The organism is Flavobacterium hauense (genome assembly GCF_054457175.1).
The window spans coordinates 90,713-113,072 of sequence record NZ_JBTKVX010000005.1; the positions used below are offsets into that span (position 1 = coordinate 90,713).

14 protein-coding genes are annotated in these 22,360 nt (G+C 42.5%); 9 read left to right on the plus strand and 5 right to left on the minus strand.

The features are described from left to right. Nucleotides 1–5: 5 nt before the first annotated feature. Nucleotides 6–3,488, minus strand: a complete 3,483-nt coding sequence (gene ileS / locus ACX0HA_RS04740; protein WP_458844119.1) for an isoleucine--tRNA ligase — start codon at nt 3,486–3,488, stop codon at nt 6–8. A gap of 256 nt (nt 3,489–3,744) precedes the next feature. On the opposite strand from ileS, the gene ACX0HA_RS04745 reads away from it, so the two are divergent. Beyond that, entirely contained in the window at nt 3,745–5,265 is a 1,521-nt protein-coding gene (locus ACX0HA_RS04745; protein ID WP_458844120.1) for a T9SS type A sorting domain-containing protein, read from the plus strand. 374 nt (nt 5,266–5,639) lie between these two features. Continuing rightward, entirely contained in the window at nt 5,640–6,125 is a 486-nt protein-coding gene (locus ACX0HA_RS04750; RefSeq protein ID WP_458844121.1) for a GNAT family N-acetyltransferase, read from the plus strand. Between the two features lie 122 nt (nt 6,126–6,247). Here ACX0HA_RS04750 and ACX0HA_RS04755 read toward each other — a convergent pair whose 3' ends face one another. Continuing rightward, nucleotides 6,248–6,784 carry a hypothetical protein gene (locus ACX0HA_RS04755; protein WP_458844122.1) on the minus strand — a complete coding sequence of 179 codons (537 nt, stop codon included), beginning with the start codon at nt 6,782–6,784 and terminating at the stop codon, nt 6,248–6,250. A 116-nt stretch (nt 6,785–6,900) separates the two neighbouring features. Here ACX0HA_RS04755 and ACX0HA_RS04760 point away from each other — a divergent pair, with 116 nt between their 5' ends. Further along, on the plus strand, nt 6,901–8,043 hold the full coding sequence (locus ACX0HA_RS04760; protein WP_458844123.1) for a hypothetical protein: 1,143 nt from the start codon (nt 6,901–6,903) through the stop codon (nt 8,041–8,043). A 78-nt stretch (nt 8,044–8,121) separates the two neighbouring features. Here ACX0HA_RS04760 and ACX0HA_RS04765 read toward each other — a convergent pair whose 3' ends face one another. Beyond that, nucleotides 8,122–10,677, minus strand: coding sequence for a hypothetical protein (locus ACX0HA_RS04765; RefSeq protein ID WP_458844124.1), 2,556 nt, complete (start codon nt 10,675–10,677; stop codon nt 8,122–8,124). A gap of 141 nt (nt 10,678–10,818) precedes the next feature. Then, nucleotides 10,819–11,343 carry a hypothetical protein gene (locus ACX0HA_RS04770; protein ID WP_458844125.1) on the minus strand — a complete coding sequence of 175 codons (525 nt, stop codon included), beginning with the start codon at nt 11,341–11,343 and terminating at the stop codon, nt 10,819–10,821. A 180-nt stretch (nt 11,344–11,523) separates the two neighbouring features. Here ACX0HA_RS04770 and ACX0HA_RS04775 point away from each other — a divergent pair, with 180 nt between their 5' ends. The 3 genes from ACX0HA_RS04775 (at nt 11,524) to ACX0HA_RS04785 (ending at nt 15,104) form a co-directional block, all read left to right on the plus strand. After that, a complete protein-coding gene (locus ACX0HA_RS04775) occupies nt 11,524–11,940 on the plus strand; it encodes a response regulator (RefSeq protein ID WP_458844126.1) in 417 nt (138 codons plus the stop codon). Between the two features lie 85 nt (nt 11,941–12,025). Further along, the gene (locus tag ACX0HA_RS04780) at nt 12,026–13,618 is read left to right on the plus strand and encodes a PAS domain S-box protein (protein ID WP_458844127.1); all 1,593 of its coding nucleotides are present in this window, start codon (nt 12,026–12,028) and stop codon (nt 13,616–13,618) included. A gap of 142 nt (nt 13,619–13,760) precedes the next feature. After that, entirely contained in the window at nt 13,761–15,104 is a 1,344-nt protein-coding gene (locus tag ACX0HA_RS04785) for a Fic family protein (RefSeq protein ID WP_458844128.1), read from the plus strand. 61 nt (nt 15,105–15,165) lie between these two features. Here ACX0HA_RS04785 and ACX0HA_RS04790 read toward each other — a convergent pair whose 3' ends face one another. Beyond that, on the minus strand, nt 15,166–16,134 hold the full coding sequence (locus ACX0HA_RS04790; RefSeq protein ID WP_458844129.1) for a succinylglutamate desuccinylase/aspartoacylase family protein: 969 nt from the start codon (nt 16,132–16,134) through the stop codon (nt 15,166–15,168). Between the two features lie 492 nt (nt 16,135–16,626). Here ACX0HA_RS04790 and uvrC point away from each other — a divergent pair, with 492 nt between their 5' ends. The 3 genes from uvrC to ACX0HA_RS04805 all read left to right on the plus strand — a co-directional run bounded on the left by uvrC (nt 16,627) and on the right by ACX0HA_RS04805 (nt 22,286). After that, complete coding sequence (gene uvrC, locus ACX0HA_RS04795) at nt 16,627–18,423, plus strand: excinuclease ABC subunit UvrC (RefSeq protein WP_458844130.1); 1,797 nt, start codon at nt 16,627–16,629, stop codon at nt 18,421–18,423. A gap of 3 nt (nt 18,424–18,426) precedes the next feature. After that, nucleotides 18,427–20,619 (plus strand): patatin-like phospholipase family protein, encoded by a 2,193-nt coding sequence (locus ACX0HA_RS04800; RefSeq protein WP_458844131.1) that lies wholly within the window; start codon nt 18,427–18,429, stop codon nt 20,617–20,619. A gap of 191 nt (nt 20,620–20,810) precedes the next feature. Continuing rightward, on the plus strand, nt 20,811–22,286 hold the full coding sequence (locus ACX0HA_RS04805) for an APC family permease (protein WP_458844132.1): 1,476 nt from the start codon (nt 20,811–20,813) through the stop codon (nt 22,284–22,286). Nucleotides 22,287–22,360 lie beyond the last annotated feature (74 nt).

Sequence of the window (22,360 nt, forward strand, 5' to 3'; positions counted from 1 at the left end):
TCAACTTATTTTGAAATTAATAATAAGGTTTTTATTTCGTCAAATTCTATTTCCGTACCGTTAGCCACATCATCAGCAAATGTGATCTCGTCGGTAAGTGTTTCACTCTTAATGTAATCCTCATTCGCTATAACGGCATCCTGTAGGATTTTATTGTCTTTAATGGTAACTTTAATTCTGTCGGTAACTTCGAAGCCACTGTCTTTTCGGATGTTCTGGATCCTGTTAACCAACTCTCTAGCAATACCTTCTTTCTTAAGTTCTTCCGTCAGTGTGATGTCTAATGCTACGGTAATACCGCCTGCATTTGCTACCAGCCATCCCGGGATATCCTGCGATGTTATCTCTACATCCTCAAGAGTTAAATTTACACTTTTTCCTGATACTTCAACAGCGATAGTCCCGTTCTTGTCAATCTGATTGATCTGTTCCTGAGAGAAGCTTTGTATCTCTTTGGAAATCAATCCCATATCTTTACCGAAGCGTGGTCCAAGTGCCTTAAAATTAGGCTTGATCTGCTTCACAAGCACGCCCGATGCATCATCCATCAGTACTACTTCTTTCACGTTTACTTCGGCTTTTATAAGCTCTGCAACTGCCTCAATCTCTGCCTTCTGATTCGCGTCAAGCACTGGTATCATTACCTTTTGCAATGGCTGGCGTACTTTTATCATCTCTTTCTTCCTTAGTGAAAGTACAAGTGACGAAATAGTCTGAGCCTTCTGCATCCTGCTTTCCAGCGATTTATCAACAAAGTTATCAGCATACGTTGGAAAATCGGCCAAATGTACACTTTCAAAGCCCTCTTGCTGTGAAGCTTGTGTTAAATCTTTATAAAGCCTGTCCATGAAGAATGGCGCTATTGGCGCACCCAGCTTGGAAATAGCTACAAGACAGGTATATAGGGTTTGGTAAGCGGCAATTTTATCCTGTGCATATTCGCCTTTCCAGAAACGGCGGCGGCATAAACGCACGTACCAGTTACTCAGGTTTTCCTGAACGAAATCGGATATTGCCCTTGCAGCACGTGTAGGCTCATAGTCGGCATAGAAGCTGTCTACGTCTTTTATAAGTGTATTCAGTTCTGATAATATCCAACGGTCAATCTCAGGCCTTTCGTTAAGCGGTACTTCTGGCTCACTGTATGAGAAGCCGTCAATGTTCGCGTAAAGCGCAAAGAATGAGTAGGTGTTATATAGTGTGCCGAAGAACTTACGTCTTACTTCGGCAACACCTTCAATGTCAAATTTAAGGTTGTCCCATGGGTTAGCGTTTGCGATCATGTACCAGCGCGTAGCATCAGGGCCATACTCAGCAAGGGTAGTGAACGGGTCTACAGCATTGCCAAGGCGTTTCGACATTTTCTGTCCGTTCTTGTCAAGAACAAGTCCGTTAGAAACCACATTTTTATAAGCTACCTGGTCGAATACCAATGTACCGATTGCATGCAGCGTATAGAACCATCCGCGTGTCTGGTCTACACCCTCTGCGATAAAGTCGGCAGGGAAAGATTCGTTATTGTCGATAAGCTCTTTGTTCTCAAACGGGTAGTGCCACTGTGCATACGGCATCGCGCCACTGTCAAACCACACGTCTATAAGGTCGCTTTCGCGCTTCATAGGCTTGCCTGACGGCGAAAGCAGTGTGATAGCATCTACCACATTTTTGTGCAGGTCGATAAGGTCGTAGTTAGACTCGCTCATATCGCCCGGCTTAAAGCCTGTAAACGGGTTCTCTGACTGAACGCCTGCTGCAATAGCTTTTTCGATCTCGTTGTATAGCTCTTCGGCAGAGCCAATGATCATTTCTTCGGTTTTGTCTTCCGTTCTCCAGATAGGAAGCGGAATACCCCAGTAACGCGAACGTGAAAGATTCCAGTCGTTAGCGTTTTTCAGCCAGTTGCCAAAACGGCCCTCTCCGGTAGACTTTGGCTTCCAGTTGATGGTGTCGTTAAGGTCGAACATACGGTCTTTAACATCGGTCACTTTAATGAACCAGCTGTCAAGCGGGTAGTATAGCAAGGGCTCATCTGTTCTCCATGAGTGCGGATAGCTGTGTACATATTTTTCTACCTTGAAAGCCTTGTTGTTTTCTTTCAGGTAGATGGATATTTCAACGTCAGCCGAACGCTCAGGAGCAGTTCCGGCATCATAGTATTCGTTTTTCACATATTTGCCTGCCAGTTTCAGCGGAGCTCCGTTAGGATTCTCCAACGTATCAACATGAGCAGTAAATTTACCCTGAAGGTCAACCAGCGGAACAAGGGTTCCGTTAGCATCCTGTACCAACATTGGCGGTACTTCAGGTTTAGCTTCTTTGGCTACCTTGGCATCATCAGCACCAAAAGTAGGAGCAGTGTGCACGATACCTGTACCGTCTTCGGTAGTAACGAAGTCACCCGATATAACGCGGAAGGCATTCTCAGGATTTTGGTCAGGCAGTACGAATGGTAATAGCTGCTCGTAACGGATACCTACAAGGTCTTTCCCTTTGGCTTCTGCCAAAATGGTATATGGTATGGTTTTGTCGCCGCCTTTATAGTTAGCGAAATCTTCATCGTTTGAAGTCTCTACATAGGCTTTGCCAAACTGCTTGCCTACAAGGTTTTTAGCCAATACCACATTGATAGGTTCAAATGTGTACTGGTTAAAGGTCTTCACCAAAACATAGTCGATGTTTGGCCCTACAGTCAATGCTGTATTCGATGGAAGTGTCCACGGAGTAGTCGTCCATGCTAAAAAATGGACATCTTTTAATGACTCAATTCCATAATTTGAAGCAATTGTTTTAAGAATCTGCCCCTTAAATACAGAATATAAATTAGTAAGGCTTTCCTTTTTAACCTTGAACTGCGCCACGATGGTAGTATCGGTCACGTCGCGGTAAGCGCCGGGCTGGTTTACTTCGTGCGAGCTCAGTCCTGTACCCGCTTTAGGCGAATACGGCTGTATGGTGTAGCCTTTGTATAGAAGGCCTTTGTCGTAAATCTGCTTTAATAACCACCAAACCGATTCCATGTATTTTGGCTTGTAGGTAACATAAGGATCGTTCATGTCTACCCAGTACCCCATTTTTTCGGTAAGGTCATTCCATACGTCGGTGTAGCGCATTACAGTGCGCTTACAGGCTTCGTTATATTCTTCTACGGTAATTTTAGTACCGATGTCTTCTTTAGTAATCCCCAATTCTTTTTCGGTTCCAAGCTCTACCGGAAGGCCGTGGGTATCCCATCCTGCTTTACGTTTTACCTGGTAGCCTTTTTGGGTTTGGTAACGGCAAAAAATATCCTTAATGGCACGTGCCATCACGTGGTGAATGCCCGGAAGGCCATTTGCCGAAGGAGGCCCTTCAAAAAATACATATTGCGGTTTGCCCTCACGGGTCGTTACGCTCTTATCAAAAATCTTCTCTTCCTTCCAGAAATTAAGTACCTCTCCCGCTACTGTTGGCAGGTCAAGTCCCTTATATTCAGTAAACTTCTTACTCATTACAATACGTCTAAAAAATCGATTTGCGAAAGTAACGATTTTTTTTATGCGACCGACAAAAGAGATGAATAACCTAATAGAATAGCGGGATTGTGAATTTTGTAAGGGGATTTTTGATAAATTTTTAAAGTAATGTTTGAATTCTTTATAAGTAGTTATAACCCTATAGGGTTATAATCTTCAATTACCACTTTATACCTAGCCTTCCTGATCGTGCGTGTATTTAATTTTACTGTTTAAATAGTAAAACGATATTATGAAAAAACTTCTACTTTTAGTACTACTGTTGTGTTGCCATACAAATGGATTATTTGCTCAGGCAGGTACACTTGATGCTTCCTTTGGAGCAAATGGCATCTCAAATGTTCCCGGCACCTCGGGAATAGGGGAAGTTGCCAGAGCCGTAACCGTCCTGGACAACGGAAAAATACTCGCTGCCGGAGAAAGGTTGGGCAGGGCGTGTGTAAAGCGCTATAATAGTGACGGTACATTGGATGCTACATTTGGGGGTCAGGGAGAAGTTTCTAACGCTATTGGATATCCTCATCATAACCCAACAAATATCACGATACAGCCCGATGGCAAAATACTGGTATGCGGACATACCAACGCAAAAAATGTATTTTTAGCACGTTTTACTGCAAACGGTACAATAGATGTCGACTTTGGGACCAATGGAGCCGTTTATTTTTATCCGGGTGCAGCTTCGGGTACAATACCTCTTATTCCACACTGCGCAACGGTATTGACCGATGGAAAAATTATAGTTACTGGGCTTATTGCGGGTGCCGAAAACACTTGGGGAATATTTGCGGTAAAATTCAATGCTGATGGCATAGTAGATACCACCTATGGATACGAGGGTTATGTTGGCGAAGCTGCAAGTCAATATCCGTCATCGTCTGTTTGTTATCCTGACGGTAAAACGGTGTTTGCTATATTTACTACCGCTACTTCGTTCATAGGCACATTTACGACATTAAAGCGATTTGACGAGACAGGGGTGTTAGATCCTACCTTTGGTCAGGGCGGAATTGTACAATTGACAAACGGCGAATTGGATTATGCCATTCGTGACATGGTGCTCCAGGCCGATGGAAAAATTGTAGCCGGCGGAGGGTCGTCAACTTCAGAGACAACAGGGGCAGAATTTGCAATAACCCGGTTAAACTATGATGGCACTCCCGATCTTACTTTTGGATTAAGCGGAACAGTAATTCCGTTTAACCCAGGGGGAGAAGAGATATTCAAAATCACTGTACATTCTGATGGTATGATAGTAGGTGCAGGGCAGGACAACAGCAGTAATAATTTTAATGTAGTACGGTTTAACAGTACTGGTATGCAGGATATGAGTTTTGGCGTTAACGGAGTTGCAAAGACCTCTTTAGGAAGCTATTATCATCAGGTTAATGATGTTACTGTACAGCCCGATGGTAAAATTATTGTTGCCGGTATGGTACTGCTACCTACGAGCGAAGAATATAATTTTTTACTGTTACGCTATTTAGGCAGCAATACTACCGCAAGCCTCAACAACAACACCCTTACTCAAATATCACTTTACCCTAACCCGACATCAAGCACGCTGAATTTGGCGAATGCCGAGAACCTAAATATAGAAAGCCTTACGGTTACTGATATGACAGGCAAAGTAGTGCTTTTGCAAAAGGATAATAACGCGCAGCTTAATGTAGAGAAACTACCGCAGGGTATGTATTTTTTAACGGTTTCGTCTAAAGAGGGAATCCAGAATTTAAAGTTTATAAAAGAGTAAATAGATTGGGTACATGAAGCGTTTTCTTCATTTTACATAAACAGCGTATAGATTAATTCTTACATATTATGTATCTTTGCCAAGAATTAGAACTTTTACATTACTGATTAATATACTATCGCAGGTATTTCTTTGGGGAGAAATCGTGCAATAATAATCAAAAAATGATTTTGTGCTAAGTTAATTACAATAAGCCTACCGGTAGTGCCGGTGGGCTTTTTTAATATGCCAAAATGCGTGATATGTACAGGTAAATGGGACTATAGTACAACCATAAGCCATAATAATTTGCTACTTTTGTTATTGAGAATTGAGACGAAAGAACTTCTATCTGCGATCTCACTACTAATATCTAACATCTCATTACCAAACATATGCCCATCATAGCCAAATTCATAGTTGCCAACGAAGAGAACGCTTACAAAGTAGCCGAAATGGCCAACGCCTACTATACCATCTCAAAACAACAGGATACCGATAAGGAGAATACCGTTTCGGCATTTTTGAACAAAGCCAACTCGTTTACCCGCGAGTGGCTGATGAGCTTTGACGTAACGGGTGAAGATGAGGACAGGGTAGAAGAACATTTGGCACTGATAGTTTTGGTTTCGGCTAATATCCCGGTAGAAGCTGAAGGCGGAAAACCTTTGTATATCGAACGTACCATACCATCGGCCAACGAAGAAGGGAACCAAAAACTGCTTAACCGCGCCCTTGAGATTGCGGCACAACGCAAGCATGACAGTATTTGGGCTGAGGTGAAGCCTGCCGATACTGCTTTGCAAAATTTTTATAAAGAACTTGGCTTTAGGGAAACCGCCAAACGTGGCGATGCCCTATTGTTTAAGAAATCAGTGTAAGTTTAGATCCTTCGTTCCTCAGGATGACAAAGTGCTACGTGTCATTCTGAACGCAGCGCAGCGGAGTGAAGAATCTGATGTTGATACAATTTTAGATTCTTGTCAGGATAACAAAGCGTACTTTATTGACCGGGCAGTTTAGGATAAAAATCGCTCTTTTTCTTGCGTTTGGGAAGCTTTAACTGTTTAAACTTTTCGGGATGTTCGTCTCTTACATCATCCAGAGCTTTGATGTAGATATCGACTCCCACGTCTGACCTCAATAGTTCTTTGCGATAGTTATCATATTCTTTGTTTGCCTCTATATCCCGAAACTGTGCCAGTGTATAATTGTCCCAAAGCTTTTTGGCTTCGTCAAAATCTTTAAACTCTGTTTTAGACAGGTTTTCTTTTATCCACGTGAGGTAATCCGTTCCATTAGTAGTAATGTCCTTTAGCTTAACTTCCGGAGTTGTTTTATATGCAAATAGCTGAAACAGGCTGTCGGCTGCCTTGTGAGTCTCAGAATCCAACTGTTGTATGTAGAGTGCTTTCATTTTTTTGTAACGCTCTTCACTTGGTACACGGCCTTTAGGCTTTTCTTTTTTCTCCCCGCCCTGGCTAAAACCATTGATTGAGAAAGCCAGTAATGCCAGTAGCAGTAGTAATGTTTTAGTCATTTTAGTTTGGTTTGTGAATTGATAAATGTACTGTTTTTGAAAAAACGAATGTAAATCTTTTCTGTTTTTTGGCATAAAGATTGTGTATCTTTATAAAAACCAACAATCTAAAACCAATGAAAAAATTACTACTCCTTATTTGCTGTGGTGCTTTGTCTTTTGCCTGCAGCGATGATGATTCAAACAACAATTACAATGGCCAGCAATTTGATGCTGACACCTGCCCTGATGTTGTGTTTCTACACAATCAGGCCGAGGTAGATTCTTTTGCTGCTTTAGGTTATAAAAAACTTGCTGCTTCTCTTAGCATTATAGACGGTAAGGATATAACAAATCTTTCGGGACTCTCTACTATTACCGAGGTCGCGAGTTTTTTGCGAATTCGTGACAATGTTGGATTAACAAGTCTGCACGGGCTTGAGAATATAAAAACGGTAGGGGGAGATGTAGAGCTGTATGAAAATCAACAGCTTACAAGTCTTCAAGGTATTTCAGGGCTGAAGGATATAAACGGGGCTTTGCGTATAAGCTACTGCCATGGGCTGAAAGATATGTCCGGCCTTCAAAGCCTTGTTTATGTAAAAGCCTTTGAAATATTTAGAAATGACGGCCTTCTTAATCTGAAGGGGCTTGAGAACCTTACATCTGCAGGAAGTATTGATATTGAATATAATTACAATCTGGTTTCACTTGAGGGCTTAAACAATCTTACCAAAGCGGGCGGAATAGATGTTTCGGGCAATTTTGCACTTACAGATATACAGGCACTGAGCAATGTTAATGAGCTTTCCGGTTTTTCTTCTATGTATAACCTTGGCCTTACATCTTTGCATGGGCTTGAAGGAGTAACAAAACTAAATGGTCTTACGATACTTGGCAATCCATTATTACCATCACTTAACGGATTGCAAAATCTGACTTCGGTAAAAAGTATTACTATAAACGATAATCCTGCACTTACGACCTTACAGCACCTAAGTGGTATTACACAGATTATTGATGATGAGGCTTATTCGATGCCTATATATAATCTCGCTATTATTAAGAATGATGCTTTGAAATCTCTTGCCGGGCTTGAGAATATCATTTCGTTTAAGGGAGAGGTATTAATTAAAGATAATGTTGCACTTTCAAATCTCTGCGCCATTCAGCCTGTAATGGCTAACGGAACTTTTTGGAGTGATGTTGTCATTTCAAACAATCTACACAATCCTTCGGCAGCAGCTATTGCCAATGGCACTAACTGCAGTATGGATTAACACTATAATTACTATGAAGAACAAAAGGCCTCTGCTTACTAGCAGAGGCCTTTTTTAGTATAGGTTATTGAAGAATATTTAATGCCTGCCCCTGAAGCCACCGCCGCCGCGGAAACCACCACCACCGTGCATGCCACCGCCGAAACCGCTGTTGCTGCCTCTGTTATGCTCAAAATTGTCAAAGCGCTGGGTTTGCTGTTCGCCCCTTTGCCTTGCCGCATCAGATCGTTCAAGGTTGTTCATTACGTCGCTATGGTTCGTTTGGTTTCTATCGGGCATGGTCCTGTCGCCCATGTTGTTTGTAGCGCCACCCAAATTCCTGTCCGGCATTTGGCGTGAAGCATTGCCCAGGTCACGATCCGGTAGTTTACGTGTCTCTCCTCCCAGGTTTTGTCCTGCTGCTCTTTCGGGCAATTGGCGTGTTTCTCCTGCATGTGCCGGGTTTTGCTTTATCGCTGCCGATGGCCTGTTTGCTGCTGCGCCTGATGCCTGCCTGTTGGCAACACCGTTATTTCGGGTTGCTCCGCTCAGGTTGTCTTTGTGTGGCGTTGCCGACGGTTTGTTGTGGGCGACATTATCCCAACTGCCATTGTTGTATTTGCTCCATTGGCCGGAATTGTCTTTCTTATAAACATTGCCGTCATGGCCTGCATATACACCGTTGTTGGTATGAATTCTTGTGTTTCCGCCCGGCCCCCGTGTTATTACCCCTTCTTTTCCGCCTGAAGTCTGGTAAGCAAATGCGCCTCCGTTACCGGTAGCTATATGCCCGGTCTTTACCCAGTCATTTCCTCTTGATGCTACTGAGCTGCCCCATTGGGAGTAGGCATTATGCCCCTGATTGGTATGTGCATAGCCGCCTGTCCATGGGTTATAGGCACTTGCCGATGTCCTGCCGCCATACCAGCCCTGGACGCTTGCCGAACGGCCATACCTGCCTGTCGAAGGATTGTACCACGCCGATGTTCCCGCTGCACCATAAGGGCCATATACCCTGCGTCCTGCGGCAAAACCGCCCGTGTAAGGGTTATAGATAGCGCCGGCACCATAGGTCATGGGCCACGGCCTGTACACCGGGTAGGGATACATTGGCCCCCAATACATATAAGGAGGATAATAAAAGCCGGTGCCATAACAAAGCATTGCACCCATGGTTGCCCCAACAACAAACATCCCGAAATAGCCTGCCGCGGCATTACTCTCTACGGTGTCTTCATCTACAACGGTTTGGGTAACATAGGTTACGTTATACACCGGTGAACTTGGGGGTATGTTATAGATCTCGTTAGGAACAGATGTTGCGGTTTTCCAGGGGCCATCGGCTTTGGTAGACATAAACCATACTCCCTGAAAGCACAGGTAGTATAAATCGCCCACTTTTATTACTTTTTCCTGTGTATTAGTAGCATATTGAAGGTTGGTTTTTTCAATAGGCTTAAATTGAGGATCGCCGTCATAATGCACTTTTACTTTTTTTTCTACTTCGGCTTTTTTTACGATTGCGGTAGTAGGCACCTGGGCAAGTAAAACAGCATCGGTAGCCTGTTGTGTTCCCGGTACCGAAGACAATACATGTCCCATCGCCGATTTTTCGGGGATTTTTGCAAATCCTTCGGGTAGGCTGTTTCCGGCATAGGCCCATGGCCCATCAAGCGTTTTGGCTTCAAACCATCGACCGGACAGCAGTATGTAGTTTATATTGGTAGCATCTTCTTTAAAAACATCATTTTCGGTATTTTCAATATACGATAATCCCGTTCCGGCTATGGATTTATATTTAGGAGTGCCCTGCGTCAGCAAAAGCTCGGCAGGTTTATTGCTGTAAAATACTTTTGGGGCAGCGTGTTTTATGGCCGGGGCAGGCACGGCTTTTAGCACATCATCAAAACCCTGTCCTGTAGGTAGTTTTTTCATGTCGGCAGGTAAAGAAGAAGTAGGCGTCCAGCTGCCGGAAAGGTTTTTTGTTGTAAGCCACATATCTCCTGCCAGCAGGTAATAGTCTTTTTTGGCAGTATCAAGAAACAGGTCCCAGTTAGAGTTTACAACATATTGCATTTTTGTACCTTCTACGGGTGCAAGGGCGGGCTGCCCCGGAACCAGGAGCATTACAGCCGGCGATGTACTGAAGAATATTACCGGAGGGTCGTTCTTTACATTTACGGTAGCAGTGCCGGGATTGTTTTTTTGAACTTCGGCCAGTAGTCTGTCTACTGATATTGGGTTTCCGTTTTTTGGGAATAAATCTTTTACAAGGGAGCTGTAGTAGGCAACTGAGTCGGCAGCAAGGCTAGGAAACCTTAGATCGGTAATGTTCCTGTCCTTAAGATATACCTGGCGCTTGTCTTTATCCACGAGGGTGTTGGCCTCGACCGACATGATGCCGAGTACTTCTCTCTTACCTTTGGTAATCGAGAAAGCCAGCTGGCCTTTCAACAGGGTAAAATCTTTCCATTCGTCTATTTGTGGTTGGTAATACACTAGTTTTGCCCCTTCTTTTTCAACAATACGTGGCCACCCCTGGTCTGTCAGGACATCGGCAAGTTCTTGTTTTGTGTCGTTTTCATCTTTATCTTTTTTACACGAAAACAGGATTGTGGCGCATAAAATAAGAGCAAGTAATTTGCTGTTTTTCATAATGATACTATTAGGTGGTTGTATCTTACAAAGTACAGGCAATGGTTTTTTATTTTATAATTTACAAGTAGCAAATGCGTTGCAAATTGTAAAATGCATCAAGAATTATGTATTAATTATAAGGCTCTTAAAGCTTAAGGACTAATTTTTAGGAAAAGACGGGAGTGGAGGATTGAAATCCTTTTTTTTGCGGTCAGGTAATTTTATACGCTTATATTTTAGGGGATATTTTTCCCTCACTTCATTTATAATAGCCATGTGCATATCTACACCTCCTTCTAACTGTATGGTTTCAAGCAGGCAATCAAAGTATTCTTTGTTTTCTTCAACGGCTGCATTATTGGCTGCGTCATATTCGTCCCATAATTTTTGGACTTCGGTTGCATTTTTAAATTCGGTTTTATAAATATTTGCTTTTGCCCAGTCAGGGTAAGAGTCGTTTTCTTCATCTATCTCATTTATCGACATATAAGGCGTCATCTTATAGGCAAATACCTGGAAAAGGCTGTCGGCAGTTCTATGGGTTTTAGAATCTAATTCCTTGATGTATAAATCCTTGAGTTTAGTATATCTTACAGTGTAAGGTACCGTGTCTTTTTTCTTTTGACTGTAGCCTATGGTTGTAATGAAAAATAAGACGACTATAAATAAGAATTGGTTAAGCATAATTGATTTCGTTTGGTTATTCTTACAAATTAAAGCGATTTACATAAGCTTTCAACTATGAAAGACTGTATTTTATCGATAAAAAACAACTTTTTAACGGATTAGGTGGTCGTTGCAATTGTTTCATTTAAATTTATAGTCACGTGTAACCAACAACAATAACCCCCGAAACCCCCAACTATGAGCGACCGCTCTTGTTTTCTTATCGACGATGACCAGGATGACCGCGAAATTTTTGCGATGGCTCTAAAAAAAGCCAATGCGGGCTACGTATGCGATTTTGCCAAAAATGGACGTGAAGCTATTGAGGCGGTTCATAGCTGCGATGTAGTGCCGTCCTATATTTTCGTAGACCTGAACATGCCGCTTATTTCGGGGCGGGAATGTGTGGAAGCCTTTAAAAAAATAAGGCGCCTTAAAGATGTTCCTATTATTGTATATACTACTTCGTCGCTTACTAAAGATGTAAACGAAATTCAGCATCTTGGTGCTACGCATTATCTTGTAAAGCCTACAAGCTTTTCGGGGCTGGTTACTGTTCTTGAAAGTATATTATCTAAAAGTTCGCTGCCTTTTTTTATTGATGTAAATAGTTAAATGCTAAATTTTCCTTAGTTTGTTTAGGGTTTTAGGAATTTGATTACCTTTATCTTACCAAAATTATCACTACATCATAGACAGCATGCAGGACTCCTTTTCTTCAGGTGCAGGCACTTTTTCCCAAAACAATTATTGCCGTATAGGTTTTGACAGAACCGTACTCGAAAACATGCCCGTGGCTATGTATACTTGTGGCATAGACGGTACTATTACTTTTTACAATCTTGCTGCTGCCGAACTTTGGGGTCGCGAACCTGATGTGGGTATTGAAAAATGGACGGGTGCCATGAAACTATACTCGGCAAGTGGGGATATATTGTCAAAGGACTATCATCCTCTCGCAACGATGATTGCCGAAGGCAAGGCCCCTGAGGCTGAAGAATTGATTATTGAACGACCCGATGGTTCTACTGTACACGTTATGCCTCATTTATCGTTGATCTATGATGCCAACGGAGCAATAGCCGGAGCTGCAAATATGCTGGTAGATATTACCGAAAAGCGGAAAAAAGAAACGGCCCTTCAGCTTAGCCTTGCCAAAAAGATTGAAGAGAACAGCGCGACCCTTAAGCAAAGTGAAGAGCGCTATCATAAAATGATTGATGAGGTGCAGGATTATGCCATCATTATGCTGGATGCCGAAGGTAACATACTCAACTGGAACAAGGGCGCGCAAAAAATAAAAGGATATACGGAAGAGGAAGTACTGGGGCAGAACTTCAGGATATTCTATCTGCTTGAAGACCGCGAAAAAAATCTGCCGGATGCCCTGTTGAAGAATGCCCGCTCTAACGGACGGGCCGAACATGAAGGCTGGAGGCTTAGAAAAGACGGGACAAAATTTTGGAGCTCTGTTATTATTACAGCGCTTCACGATGATAACTATAATGTTATAGGCTTTTCTAAAGTAACCCGCGATCTTACCGAACGCAAATTTGCCGAAGACCGCCTGCGCAACAATGCCCGCGACATCGAGTTTCGCAATAAGCAGCTCGAAGAATATGCTTATATAGCATCGCACGACCTTCAGGAGCCGCTAAGGAAGATACAGGTTTTCAGCGAAATGCTCATGGACAGCATTGACGATAAAGAGGCCGTAACGCGCTATATAGATAAGATCACTGCCAGTGCAGGCCGGATGACAACCCTGATAAAAGATGTTCTCAAGTACTCTCAGCTCTCCAGTACCGATGAACTGTTTGAAGTAGTTAACCTAAATGCCATACTCGAAAATGTACTCGAAGATTTTGATTTGCTTATTGAGCAGAAAAAAATCAAACTTACCATAGGAACGCTGCCTGTACTAAAAGGAATACCCATTCAGCTGCACCAATTGTTTTCTAATCTTCTTAGCAATGCTATAAAATTTGGAAGTAAAAACCCTGAGATCAGTATTACTGCCGAACCGGTTTCTATAAACGATGTGCTGGACACCGTCTATTTTAAAAGCGGAGTGCCGTATATAAAAATAATCTTTAAAGATAACGGGCAGGGCTTTGAACAGGAATATGCCGATATGGTATTCAAAATGTTTAAGCGCCTTGACAATACACCGGGAACGGGAATAGGCCTCGCGCTTTGCAAAAAGATAGTCGAGAACCATAACGGAGGCATCAACGCTAAAAGCCAGCCGGGCGAAGGCAGCGAATTCAATATTTTCCTGCCGCTGATTTAGGTTGCACGGTTGTCGTGTTATTGGGCTGCGGGTTGAGTGAAGCTGGTTTCCCTTCGCCGCCGCGGAAGGGGTTAGGGGTTAGGGGTGTGTTTCTCTACAACAACCATTTTTGTATATTTACATTTCAATTCAATAGAGCCAAATGGAAGAAATAGCAAAAGCATTAGAACTTAAAAATTTACTGGACAGCCTTCGCCCTATTGACAAAGAGCAGGAAGCCAGGATAATGCAAAAATTCCGTTTGGACTGGAATTACCACTCCAATAACCTTGAAGGTAACTCATTAACCTATGGCGAGACCAAAGCATTACTTATGTTTGGTATTACCGCTCAGGGGAAACCTTTAAAAGACCATTCTGAGATAAAAGGCCACAATGAGGCTATTGATTGGGTAATTGAAGTTGTAAAAGGAAACAGGCCGCTTACAGAAAGCTTTATACGTGAACTTCACAGGCTATTACTGAATGACCTTTATGATGAGAAGTTAAAAAAAGGCATAAAATTAGAAGCTTATAAAACCACATCAAACCATGTAATTACAGAAACCGGAGAAACCTTCTATTTTGCTACACCTGAGGAAACCCCGGCTAAAATGGGGGATCTGATGACATGGTACAATGAAAAGATTGAAGAGGAGAATGTAAACCCTATTCTTCTCGCAGCAGAGTTTCATCATAAGTTTATTATCATTCACCCATTTGAAGACGGGAATGGGCGTACAGCCCGTATTCTGATGAATTTCATATTGATGAAATTTGGTTATCCGCCTGTTGTTATAAAGACCGAAGATAAAGTCAACTATTTTGCAGCATTGCGATTAGCCGATGCCGGGAATATTACTGCATTTATAGAATACATTGCCAAAAATCTGAACCGTTCGCTTGAAATTATGATTGCCGGGGCACAAGGTGAAAGCATTGAGGAACCGGATGATATTGATAAAGAGATTGCGCTGCTTGAGAAGAGGCTGATAGGGTTGGGAGAGAAATCAAAAAAAGGTAAATCAGAAGAATCATTACTCGAATTTTACAATGATAGTTTTTTTAGACTTTCTGCCAAATTTATTGAGGAATCGTTAAAATTTGAAAGATTCTATATTGATGTAGATTTTACTTTTTTCACCGCTAAAGATGCAATGGAAGAAGATTATTTAGGAAATTATAACAAAGTTAGGGAGACAAATAGGTATTCCGATTTTACAGCGGTTAAGATTGATATTATATATGATCTTTTAGAAATAAGTATTAGCACAGAGTTTATCAATTTCAACAGTATAGGATTTGGAGAGTTTAAATATTACAGTGGTATAAATTTTGTATTTTCAGATATAGGGTATTCTGTTTATAACACTAAACAGAAAATCTATGAAAAACCATATGGGATTGGATTAACTGACTCTGAAATAGATAAAATTATTATTACGGAAGTAAAATTTCACAAAGACTTTATCGAACAAAAAATAATCGAAAAAGAGAGCGGTAAATAGAGATTCTTCCTTCGTCAGAATGACACTCATGCCAATAACAAATCACCAAATCACCGCCTGATTAAAACTGATAGCTCTGCGAGATGTGGAAGATCGCATCACCCTGGTACACTATCGCAGCATCATTAGCATTTATAATGTAGCCACCGTTAGGGGCTTTTACTTTTTGCTCAAATTTGCCAAACGGGTCGGTTATTACAGCGATTACATCGCCTTTATGCACAAAGTCGCCTGCGAGGGCTTTATGCTGGAAAAGCCCCGAATGGCGGGCACGTATCCATCCTGATTTTTCGATGTAAATAGTTTCGTTATTCACTACAGGCCCTTTTTTGGAAGGATTAAGCATGTCGAAGTGCTGAAGGAAACGTTTAGCGCCCTGTATGCCCTCATGGGTGATGGTATGGTTAATGTCGAGTGATTTTCCTCCTTCAAACAAAAGCATTTTTACGCCCATTTTGTCGCAGGCATTACGGAAAGAACCCGGTATGTTTTTGGAATAAAGCGTAAACGGAGCGTTAAAAACATCGGATAGCTCTTTAAGTTCAGGATTGTTAGGTACAATGCGTATCTGTGCCGCATTGAAACGTCTTGCGCCACCTGCATGAAAATCGATGCAGTAATCCACATTCGGGATCACCTCTTTAAGCAGGTAATAAGCAAATCGGCTGGCAAGCGAACCTTTTTTGCTTCCGGGGAATACCCTGTTGAGGTCGCGCCCGTCGGGGAATTCGCGGCTTTGGTTCACAAATCCGAATATATTGATGACCGGTATGCAGATGATGGTGCCGCGTTTGGGCTTGTTGATCTTCCTGACAATGATCTGGCGTACGATCTCGATACCGTTTATCTCGTCGCCATGAAGTCCGGCACTGAAAAGTACCGTAGGCCCCGGAATTTTAGAACGCTCTACGATTATGGGAATTTTGAGTTTAGTCATGGTATGCAGGCGGGCAATTTCCATGGTTATGGTTCTGCTTTCGCCGGGCAGCACTTCTTCGCCCAGTATCGTGATTGTCTTATTTATTGCCATAGGTATTTTGGAAAGTATAAAAGTAGGGAAAATTAGTTTTCAGTTTTCAGCTTTCTCATCTGAGTGAAAAGAACACAGTGGTTTCCCCTCCTTTGGAGGGGTGCCCGTAGGGTGGGGTGGTTTTTCTGTTCTTTTGTCTTGAAACAAAAGAACCAAAAATTCAAGGCTGAACTTCTTAGGCTACAAATTACCCTCATCAGCTAAAAGATTTAAACTCGCTTCGCTCAAACACGAAATCTTTTTTAACGCTGCTTCGGCTAATTTGCTTTACGCCACAAAGTTTAAGGCCTTAGCTTCACTCAAATGCGCTCACTCCTGCCCGAGTGAAACTATTTCCTCTCTCCTTTCCTTCGCCAGTTCGCTATCGCTCGTGTGCAGAGGGGTCAGGCTTACATCCGACCTAGGACATCCGGCCTTCAGCTTTCAATAATTAACATTTTCCTCATTCAATTCCTACGTTAAAAATCACTCATTTGTTGTTAACTTTGCAGTATGCGCACGCCTCTTGAACTTCAGATACAAACCCTTCCCGACAATCCGGGGGTATACCAGTATTTTGACAAAGACGACAAGCTGCTTTATGTGGGCAAGGCCAAAAACCTCAAAAAGAGGGTAATGTCTTACTTTAATAAAGTACACGACACCGGACGTACCAACGTGATGGTGAAAAAGATTGTGTCGGTTAAGCACATCGTTGTGCCTACCGAAAGCGAGGCGCTGCTGTTGGAGAATAACCTTATCAAGAAGCTGCAGCCACGCTACAACATTCTGCTTAAAGACGATAAGACCTATCCATGGATATGCATTAAACGCGAACCTTTTGCCCGTGTTTTTTCTACCCGGAAGGTAATAAAGGATGGCTCAGAATATTTCGGACCATACACCAGCTTTAAGACGGTGCATACACTGCTTGATCTTATCAAGGAGCTGTACCCGCTGCGCACCTGCAATTACGACCTTAGCGAAGCCAATATCCGTTCCGGGAAATACAAAGTGTGTCTTGAATACCACCTTGGCAACTGTAAAGGGCCATGCGAAGGCCATGAACCGCTGGATGTTTACCAGGAACATGTAGATGCCATCCGGCAGATACTAAAAGGCAACTTCAAGGAGTCGCTAAAGGATTTCCGCAAGCTGATGCAGGAGCTGGCAATGGACATGCGCTTTGAAGAAGCCCAAAAGATAAAAGAAAAGATAGAGGTGCTGGAAAATTACCAGGCACGCAGTACGGTTTTCAATCCGAAGATATCCAACCTCGACGTGTTTACCATAATTTCTGACGAGAGTATGGCCTATGTGAACTTTATTCAGGTGTCGCATGGTGCCATCATCCGCAGCCATACTATGGAGATCAAGAAAAAGCTTGATGAACCCGATGAAGAGATACTGGAACTTGCCGTGGTAGAGTTGCGCGAGCGTTTCCGCCTGATGTCGAAAGAAATACTGGTGCCGTTCCCCATCAGCATGGGTGAGAACATTACGGTTACCGTGCCTAAGCTGGGTGACAAAAAGCAAATACTGGATTTGAGCGAACGCAACGCGCGTTTCTTTAGGATGGACCAGCTGAAGCAAATAAAAATTGTTGACCCTGACCGCCATACCAACCGCATCATGGCACAGATGCAGAAAGACCTTCGACTACCTGTAGAGCCGCGCCATATTGAGTGTTTTGATAACTCGAACATTCAGGGAACCAATCCGGTCTCGGCCTGTGTGGTGTTTAAGGATGGTAAGGCAAGCAAAAAAGACTACCGCCATTTCAATATAAGAACAGTAGTAGGGCCCGATGATTTTGCTTCGATGGAGGAAGTTGTTTTCCGACGTTATCGCAGGCTTCTTGACGAAAACGAACCGTTGCCGCAGCTCATCATTATTGATGGGGGTAAGGGGCAGCTGTCATCAGCATTAAAAAGTCTGGATGCCTTGGGGTTACGGGGTAAAATTACTATATTGGGCATTGCAAAAAGGCTGGAAGAAATTTTCTATCCGGGCGACTCGGTGCCGCTGTATCTGGATAAAAAATCGGAAACGCTGAAGATCATCCAGCAATTGCGAAATGAGGCTCACCGTTTTGGTATTACGTTTCACCGTGATAAGCGCAGTAAGAGCGCGCTGCAAACATCGGTGGAAACCATACCGGGCATTGGCGAGAAGACAATGGTAACACTGATAAAGCATTTTAAATCGGTTAAGCGGATGACCGCCGCTCCCGAAGAAGAGATCGCTAAAGTAGTGGGTCCGGCAAAGGCCAAAAAGATCACTGAATTTTATAAAGAAAAGAATAAATAACCCATGAAAAAACTGGCTCTCCTGTTATTATCGCTATCGGTCTTCGGTACTGCTTTGGCACAGGAGAAAAAGCATAAGCCTAAAGTAGGTGTAGTGCTTAGTGGCGGCGGGGCAAAAGGCCTTGCGCATATTGGGGTGCTTAAGGTGCTTGAAGAAGCCGGTATTGAGGTATCTTATATTGGGGGTACCAGTATGGGTGCGATAGTTGGAGGACTTTATGCAGCGGGCTATTCGGCAAAACAGCTTGATTCTATTTTTACTACCCTTGATGCCGATGCCATGCTAGGCGATTTTACGCCAAGGGGTTCCAAGAACTTTTTTGAAAAGCGCAACGATGAGATCTATGCGCTCACGCTGCCTTTTAATAAATTTAAGATAGGTTTTCCTAAAGCGTTTTCTAAAGGGCTTTATAACTATAATACCATAAACCGCCTAACCGATAATGTGAGGCATATACGCGATTTCAATAATCTCCCGATTCCTTTTGTATGTATTGCTACCGATATAGAAACCGGTAAGGAAGTAGTGCTGCGCAATGGTGTACTGCCCGATGCCATGCTGGCCAGCGCGGCTTTTCCGTCGCTATACACCCCGGTTGAGATAGGCGACAGGCTGCTTATAGACGGAGGTGTGACCAATAATTATCCTATAGAAGAGGTTAAGGCCATGGGTGCCGATATAATTATTGGGGTAGATGTGCAGGACCCATTAAAGACCCGTGACAAAATAAATGGGGCTACTGGTGTGTTGCTGCAGATAAACAACTACCAGATGATCCAGAAGATGGAAACCAAAAGTAAGGAAACCGATATTTATATAAAACCCGACATTTCAGGCTTTACGGTAATCTCTTTTGATGAGGGACGCGGGATCATTGCAAAAGGAGAAGAGGCCGCACGAAAAATAATAGATACGCTAAAGGTGCTTGGTGTGGGACACCCGATAGAACGAAAAGCACCCGAAGCAAAAGACTCGGTATGCATAGACCAGATCAAAATCAGCGGACTGCATAAGTATACCCGTTCTTATGTGTTGGGTAAGCTTAATTTTAAGCCTGAAAGCCGCATAAGCTATAAAGACCTGAATAAAGGCATTACCAGCCTTAATGCTACCCAGAACTTTACTTCTATTTCTTATAATTTCCAGGAAGGCGAAGATGGCGAATCGTTCAGACTTTCGGTTACAGAAAACCCCGTGAGCAGCTATATAAAATTTGGACTGCATTATGATGGGCTGTATAAAAGTGCAGTATTGATTAATTACACGCATAAAAGCCTTTTAGTGCGAAACGATGTTGTATCGGTAGATGCAATACTGGGAGATAACTTCAGGTATAATTTTGATTATTATATAGATAATGGTTTCCATTTGAGTTATGGACTTCATTCTTACCTGAGCACCTTTAACCGAAACATCAGTCAGGTGGGTGAAGGAGGTTTTATATTACCCGGTGCAGAGGCTATAAATATAGATTTTACCGACTGGTCCAACCAAGCCTACCTGCAAACCATATTTGCACACCGGTTCCTGATAGGAGGCGGACTTGAGTACAAGCATATTAAGGTTAAATCGGAAACTACAGATATCGAGCCGGTTTTTGACAACAGTGATTATCTGTCGGCCTTTGGTTACATTAAATTTGACTCCTACGATGACAAATATTTCCCTACTGAAGGGTACTACTTTTCGGGGGAAGGAAAATCATATCTGGTGTCTTCGGATTATACAGGAGGTTTTAACCGTTATAGCATTATAAAAGGAGAGCTTTCTACTGCACAAAAGCTTTACAGGGGGCTTACTGTAGTATTGCAGAGTGAGATGGGTTTTGCCCTTGGAGACGAAAGCGTTCCTACTTTTAACTTTCTGCTTGGAGGATACGGGTATGCCATGACCAATAACTTCCGTCATTTTTATGGTTACGATTTCCTGAGCATTTCGGGCAATAGCTATATTAAGGGAGCAGTTACCCTTGACTGGGAATTCTATAAAAGGTATCACTTAAACACTACAGCCAATTTTGCTAATGTAGGCCAAAACCTGCTCGATGAAGGAGATATGTTCTCGCTCCCTAAATACAGTGGCTATGCTGTGGGTGTTGGTATGGAAACCATTATTGGCCCAATTGAGATTAAACACAGCTGGAGCCCGGAAACCACCGATCACTATACCTGGGTGAGCGTGGGATTCTGGTTTTAAATATTTTTTATTTGTTGATTCGGTTATTTGTTGATTTGTAGCGAAAAATAACATTAGGTTTTACGGATACTTCCCACAAATAAACATATCAACACATGCCCAAATCCACATTAAAAAGACATTTTTCGTTAAAAAGTTCATAATTTTTATAAAAAGAGTATATTTGGCCTTGTAAAAAATAAAACAAGCCTATGTCAATCTGGAGAGTTAAACCCGTGTCTGCTTTTGAGGCAGATATGAAAAAAAGTGAGCTAAAACGAGTTTTAGGTAAATGGAGCTTAACAGCTATAGGTATCGGAGCTATTATTGGTGGTGGAATCTTTGTACTTACGGGAACAGGAGCATATTACCACGCAGGGCCTGCATTGGCAGTTTCCTTCATCATAGCCGGTATTGCCTGCGTATTTGCAGCGCTGTGTTATTCTGAGTTCTCATCTATCCTTCCTGTAGAAGGCTCTGCTTATGCTTATGCTTATGGAACCATTGGCGAAATTTTTGCCTGGATCATAGGTTGGGGATTAATTCTTGAGTATGCCATGGGATCTATGACGGTGGCGGTATCCTGGTCGGGGTATTTTAATAAGCTCCTCAAGATGTTTCATATACAATTGCCCGAATATCTTACTACAGATCCTGCAAGCTACACCGGAGAAGGCTTCTCTATGAACCTGCCGGCAATGCTGATCGTACTTTTTGTAATCTCAATCCTTGTAAGAGGGACATCGGGTGCTGCTAAAGCAAACAACTTTATCGTAGTATTAAAAGTATCTGCGGTTATTTTCGTAATTGTTGCAGGTTTATTCTTTATTAATACAGCTAACTGGTCTCCTTTTATTCCGGATGCAGTGCAGATCATTGAAAAAGAGCATACACATGAAGCTTACGGTTTTGCGGGTATCGTTTCGGGAGCAGCGGCAATCTTCTTTGCTTATGTAGGTTTCGATGCGGTTTCTACCCAGGCGGGTGAGGCTATCAATCCTAAAAAAGATGTTCCTTTTGCGATCATCGCGTCCCTATTAGTGTGTACAGTTCTATATATATTAGTGTCACTGGTGCTAACAGGTATGATGAACTATAAAGATTTTAATCCGCTTGGACAATATCCTGATGCTATCAAGGCTCCTGTGGCTTATGCGTTTGATATCGCAGGACAGGCATGGGCTGGATATATTATTACAATTGCTGCTACAGTAGGTCTTATCTCTGTATTGATGGTAATGATCATGGGGCAGTCAAGGATTTTCCTTGGAATGTCTAAAGACGGGCTTATCCCACCAGTATTCTCAAAAATTAATCCAATTTCAGGTACTCCAAAAAGGAACCTTATGATCCTTGGGGGCTTTATCTCTATCGTTGCTGCGTTTACGCCAATTAGTAAACTGGCCGATATGACAAGTTTCGGAACCCTGTTTGCCTTTACAATGGTTTGTATCGCAGTATGGATACTTAGGGTAAAACAGCCTCATTTAGAACGTACATTCAAAGTGCCTGCGCTGCCTGTAATTGCTGTATGCGGTATTGCTATCAATACTTATCTTATGATTAACCTTAGCTGGGATGCACAAAGGCTTTCTTTAGGATGGCTGGCTTTGGGAATATTAGTATATTTCTTTTATGGCAAGCGTAACAGTAAACTTAACGGTACAGCTGCCAATACTGAACAATAGAGACCAAACAAACACAAATACATTTCTTAAGATCCCTGTACTTCGGTGCGGGGATTTTTTTTGGTAAAACCGTG

Coding starts and splice junctions, on each gene's coding strand:
- ACX0HA_RS04745 (WP_458844120.1), top strand. CDS start 3,745: ATGAAAAAACTTCTACTTTTAGTACTACTGTTGTGTTGCCATACAAAT.
- ACX0HA_RS04760 (WP_458844123.1), top strand. CDS start 6,901: ATGAAAAAATTACTACTCCTTATTTGCTGTGGTGCTTTGTCTTTTGCC.
- ACX0HA_RS04770 (WP_458844125.1), bottom strand. CDS start 11,343: ATGCTTAACCAATTCTTATTTATAGTCGTCTTATTTTTCATTACAACC.
- ACX0HA_RS04800 (WP_458844131.1), top strand. CDS start 18,427: ATGAAAAAACTGGCTCTCCTGTTATTATCGCTATCGGTCTTCGGTACT.
- ACX0HA_RS04775 (WP_458844126.1), top strand. CDS start 11,524: ATGAGCGACCGCTCTTGTTTTCTTATCGACGATGACCAGGATGACCGC.
- ileS (WP_458844119.1), bottom strand. CDS start 3,488: ATGAGTAAGAAGTTTACTGAATATAAGGGACTTGACCTGCCAACAGTA.
- ACX0HA_RS04750 (WP_458844121.1), top strand. CDS start 5,640: ATGCCCATCATAGCCAAATTCATAGTTGCCAACGAAGAGAACGCTTAC.
- ACX0HA_RS04755 (WP_458844122.1), bottom strand. CDS start 6,784: ATGACTAAAACATTACTACTGCTACTGGCATTACTGGCTTTCTCAATC.
- ACX0HA_RS04765 (WP_458844124.1), bottom strand. CDS start 10,677: ATGAAAAACAGCAAATTACTTGCTCTTATTTTATGCGCCACAATCCTG.
- ACX0HA_RS04790 (WP_458844129.1), bottom strand. CDS start 16,134: ATGGCAATAAATAAGACAATCACGATACTGGGCGAAGAAGTGCTGCCC.
- ACX0HA_RS04805 (WP_458844132.1), top strand. CDS start 20,811: ATGTCAATCTGGAGAGTTAAACCCGTGTCTGCTTTTGAGGCAGATATG.
- uvrC (WP_458844130.1), top strand. CDS start 16,627: ATGCGCACGCCTCTTGAACTTCAGATACAAACCCTTCCCGACAATCCG.
- ACX0HA_RS04785 (WP_458844128.1), top strand. CDS start 13,761: ATGGAAGAAATAGCAAAAGCATTAGAACTTAAAAATTTACTGGACAGC.
- ACX0HA_RS04780 (WP_458844127.1), top strand. CDS start 12,026: ATGCAGGACTCCTTTTCTTCAGGTGCAGGCACTTTTTCCCAAAACAAT.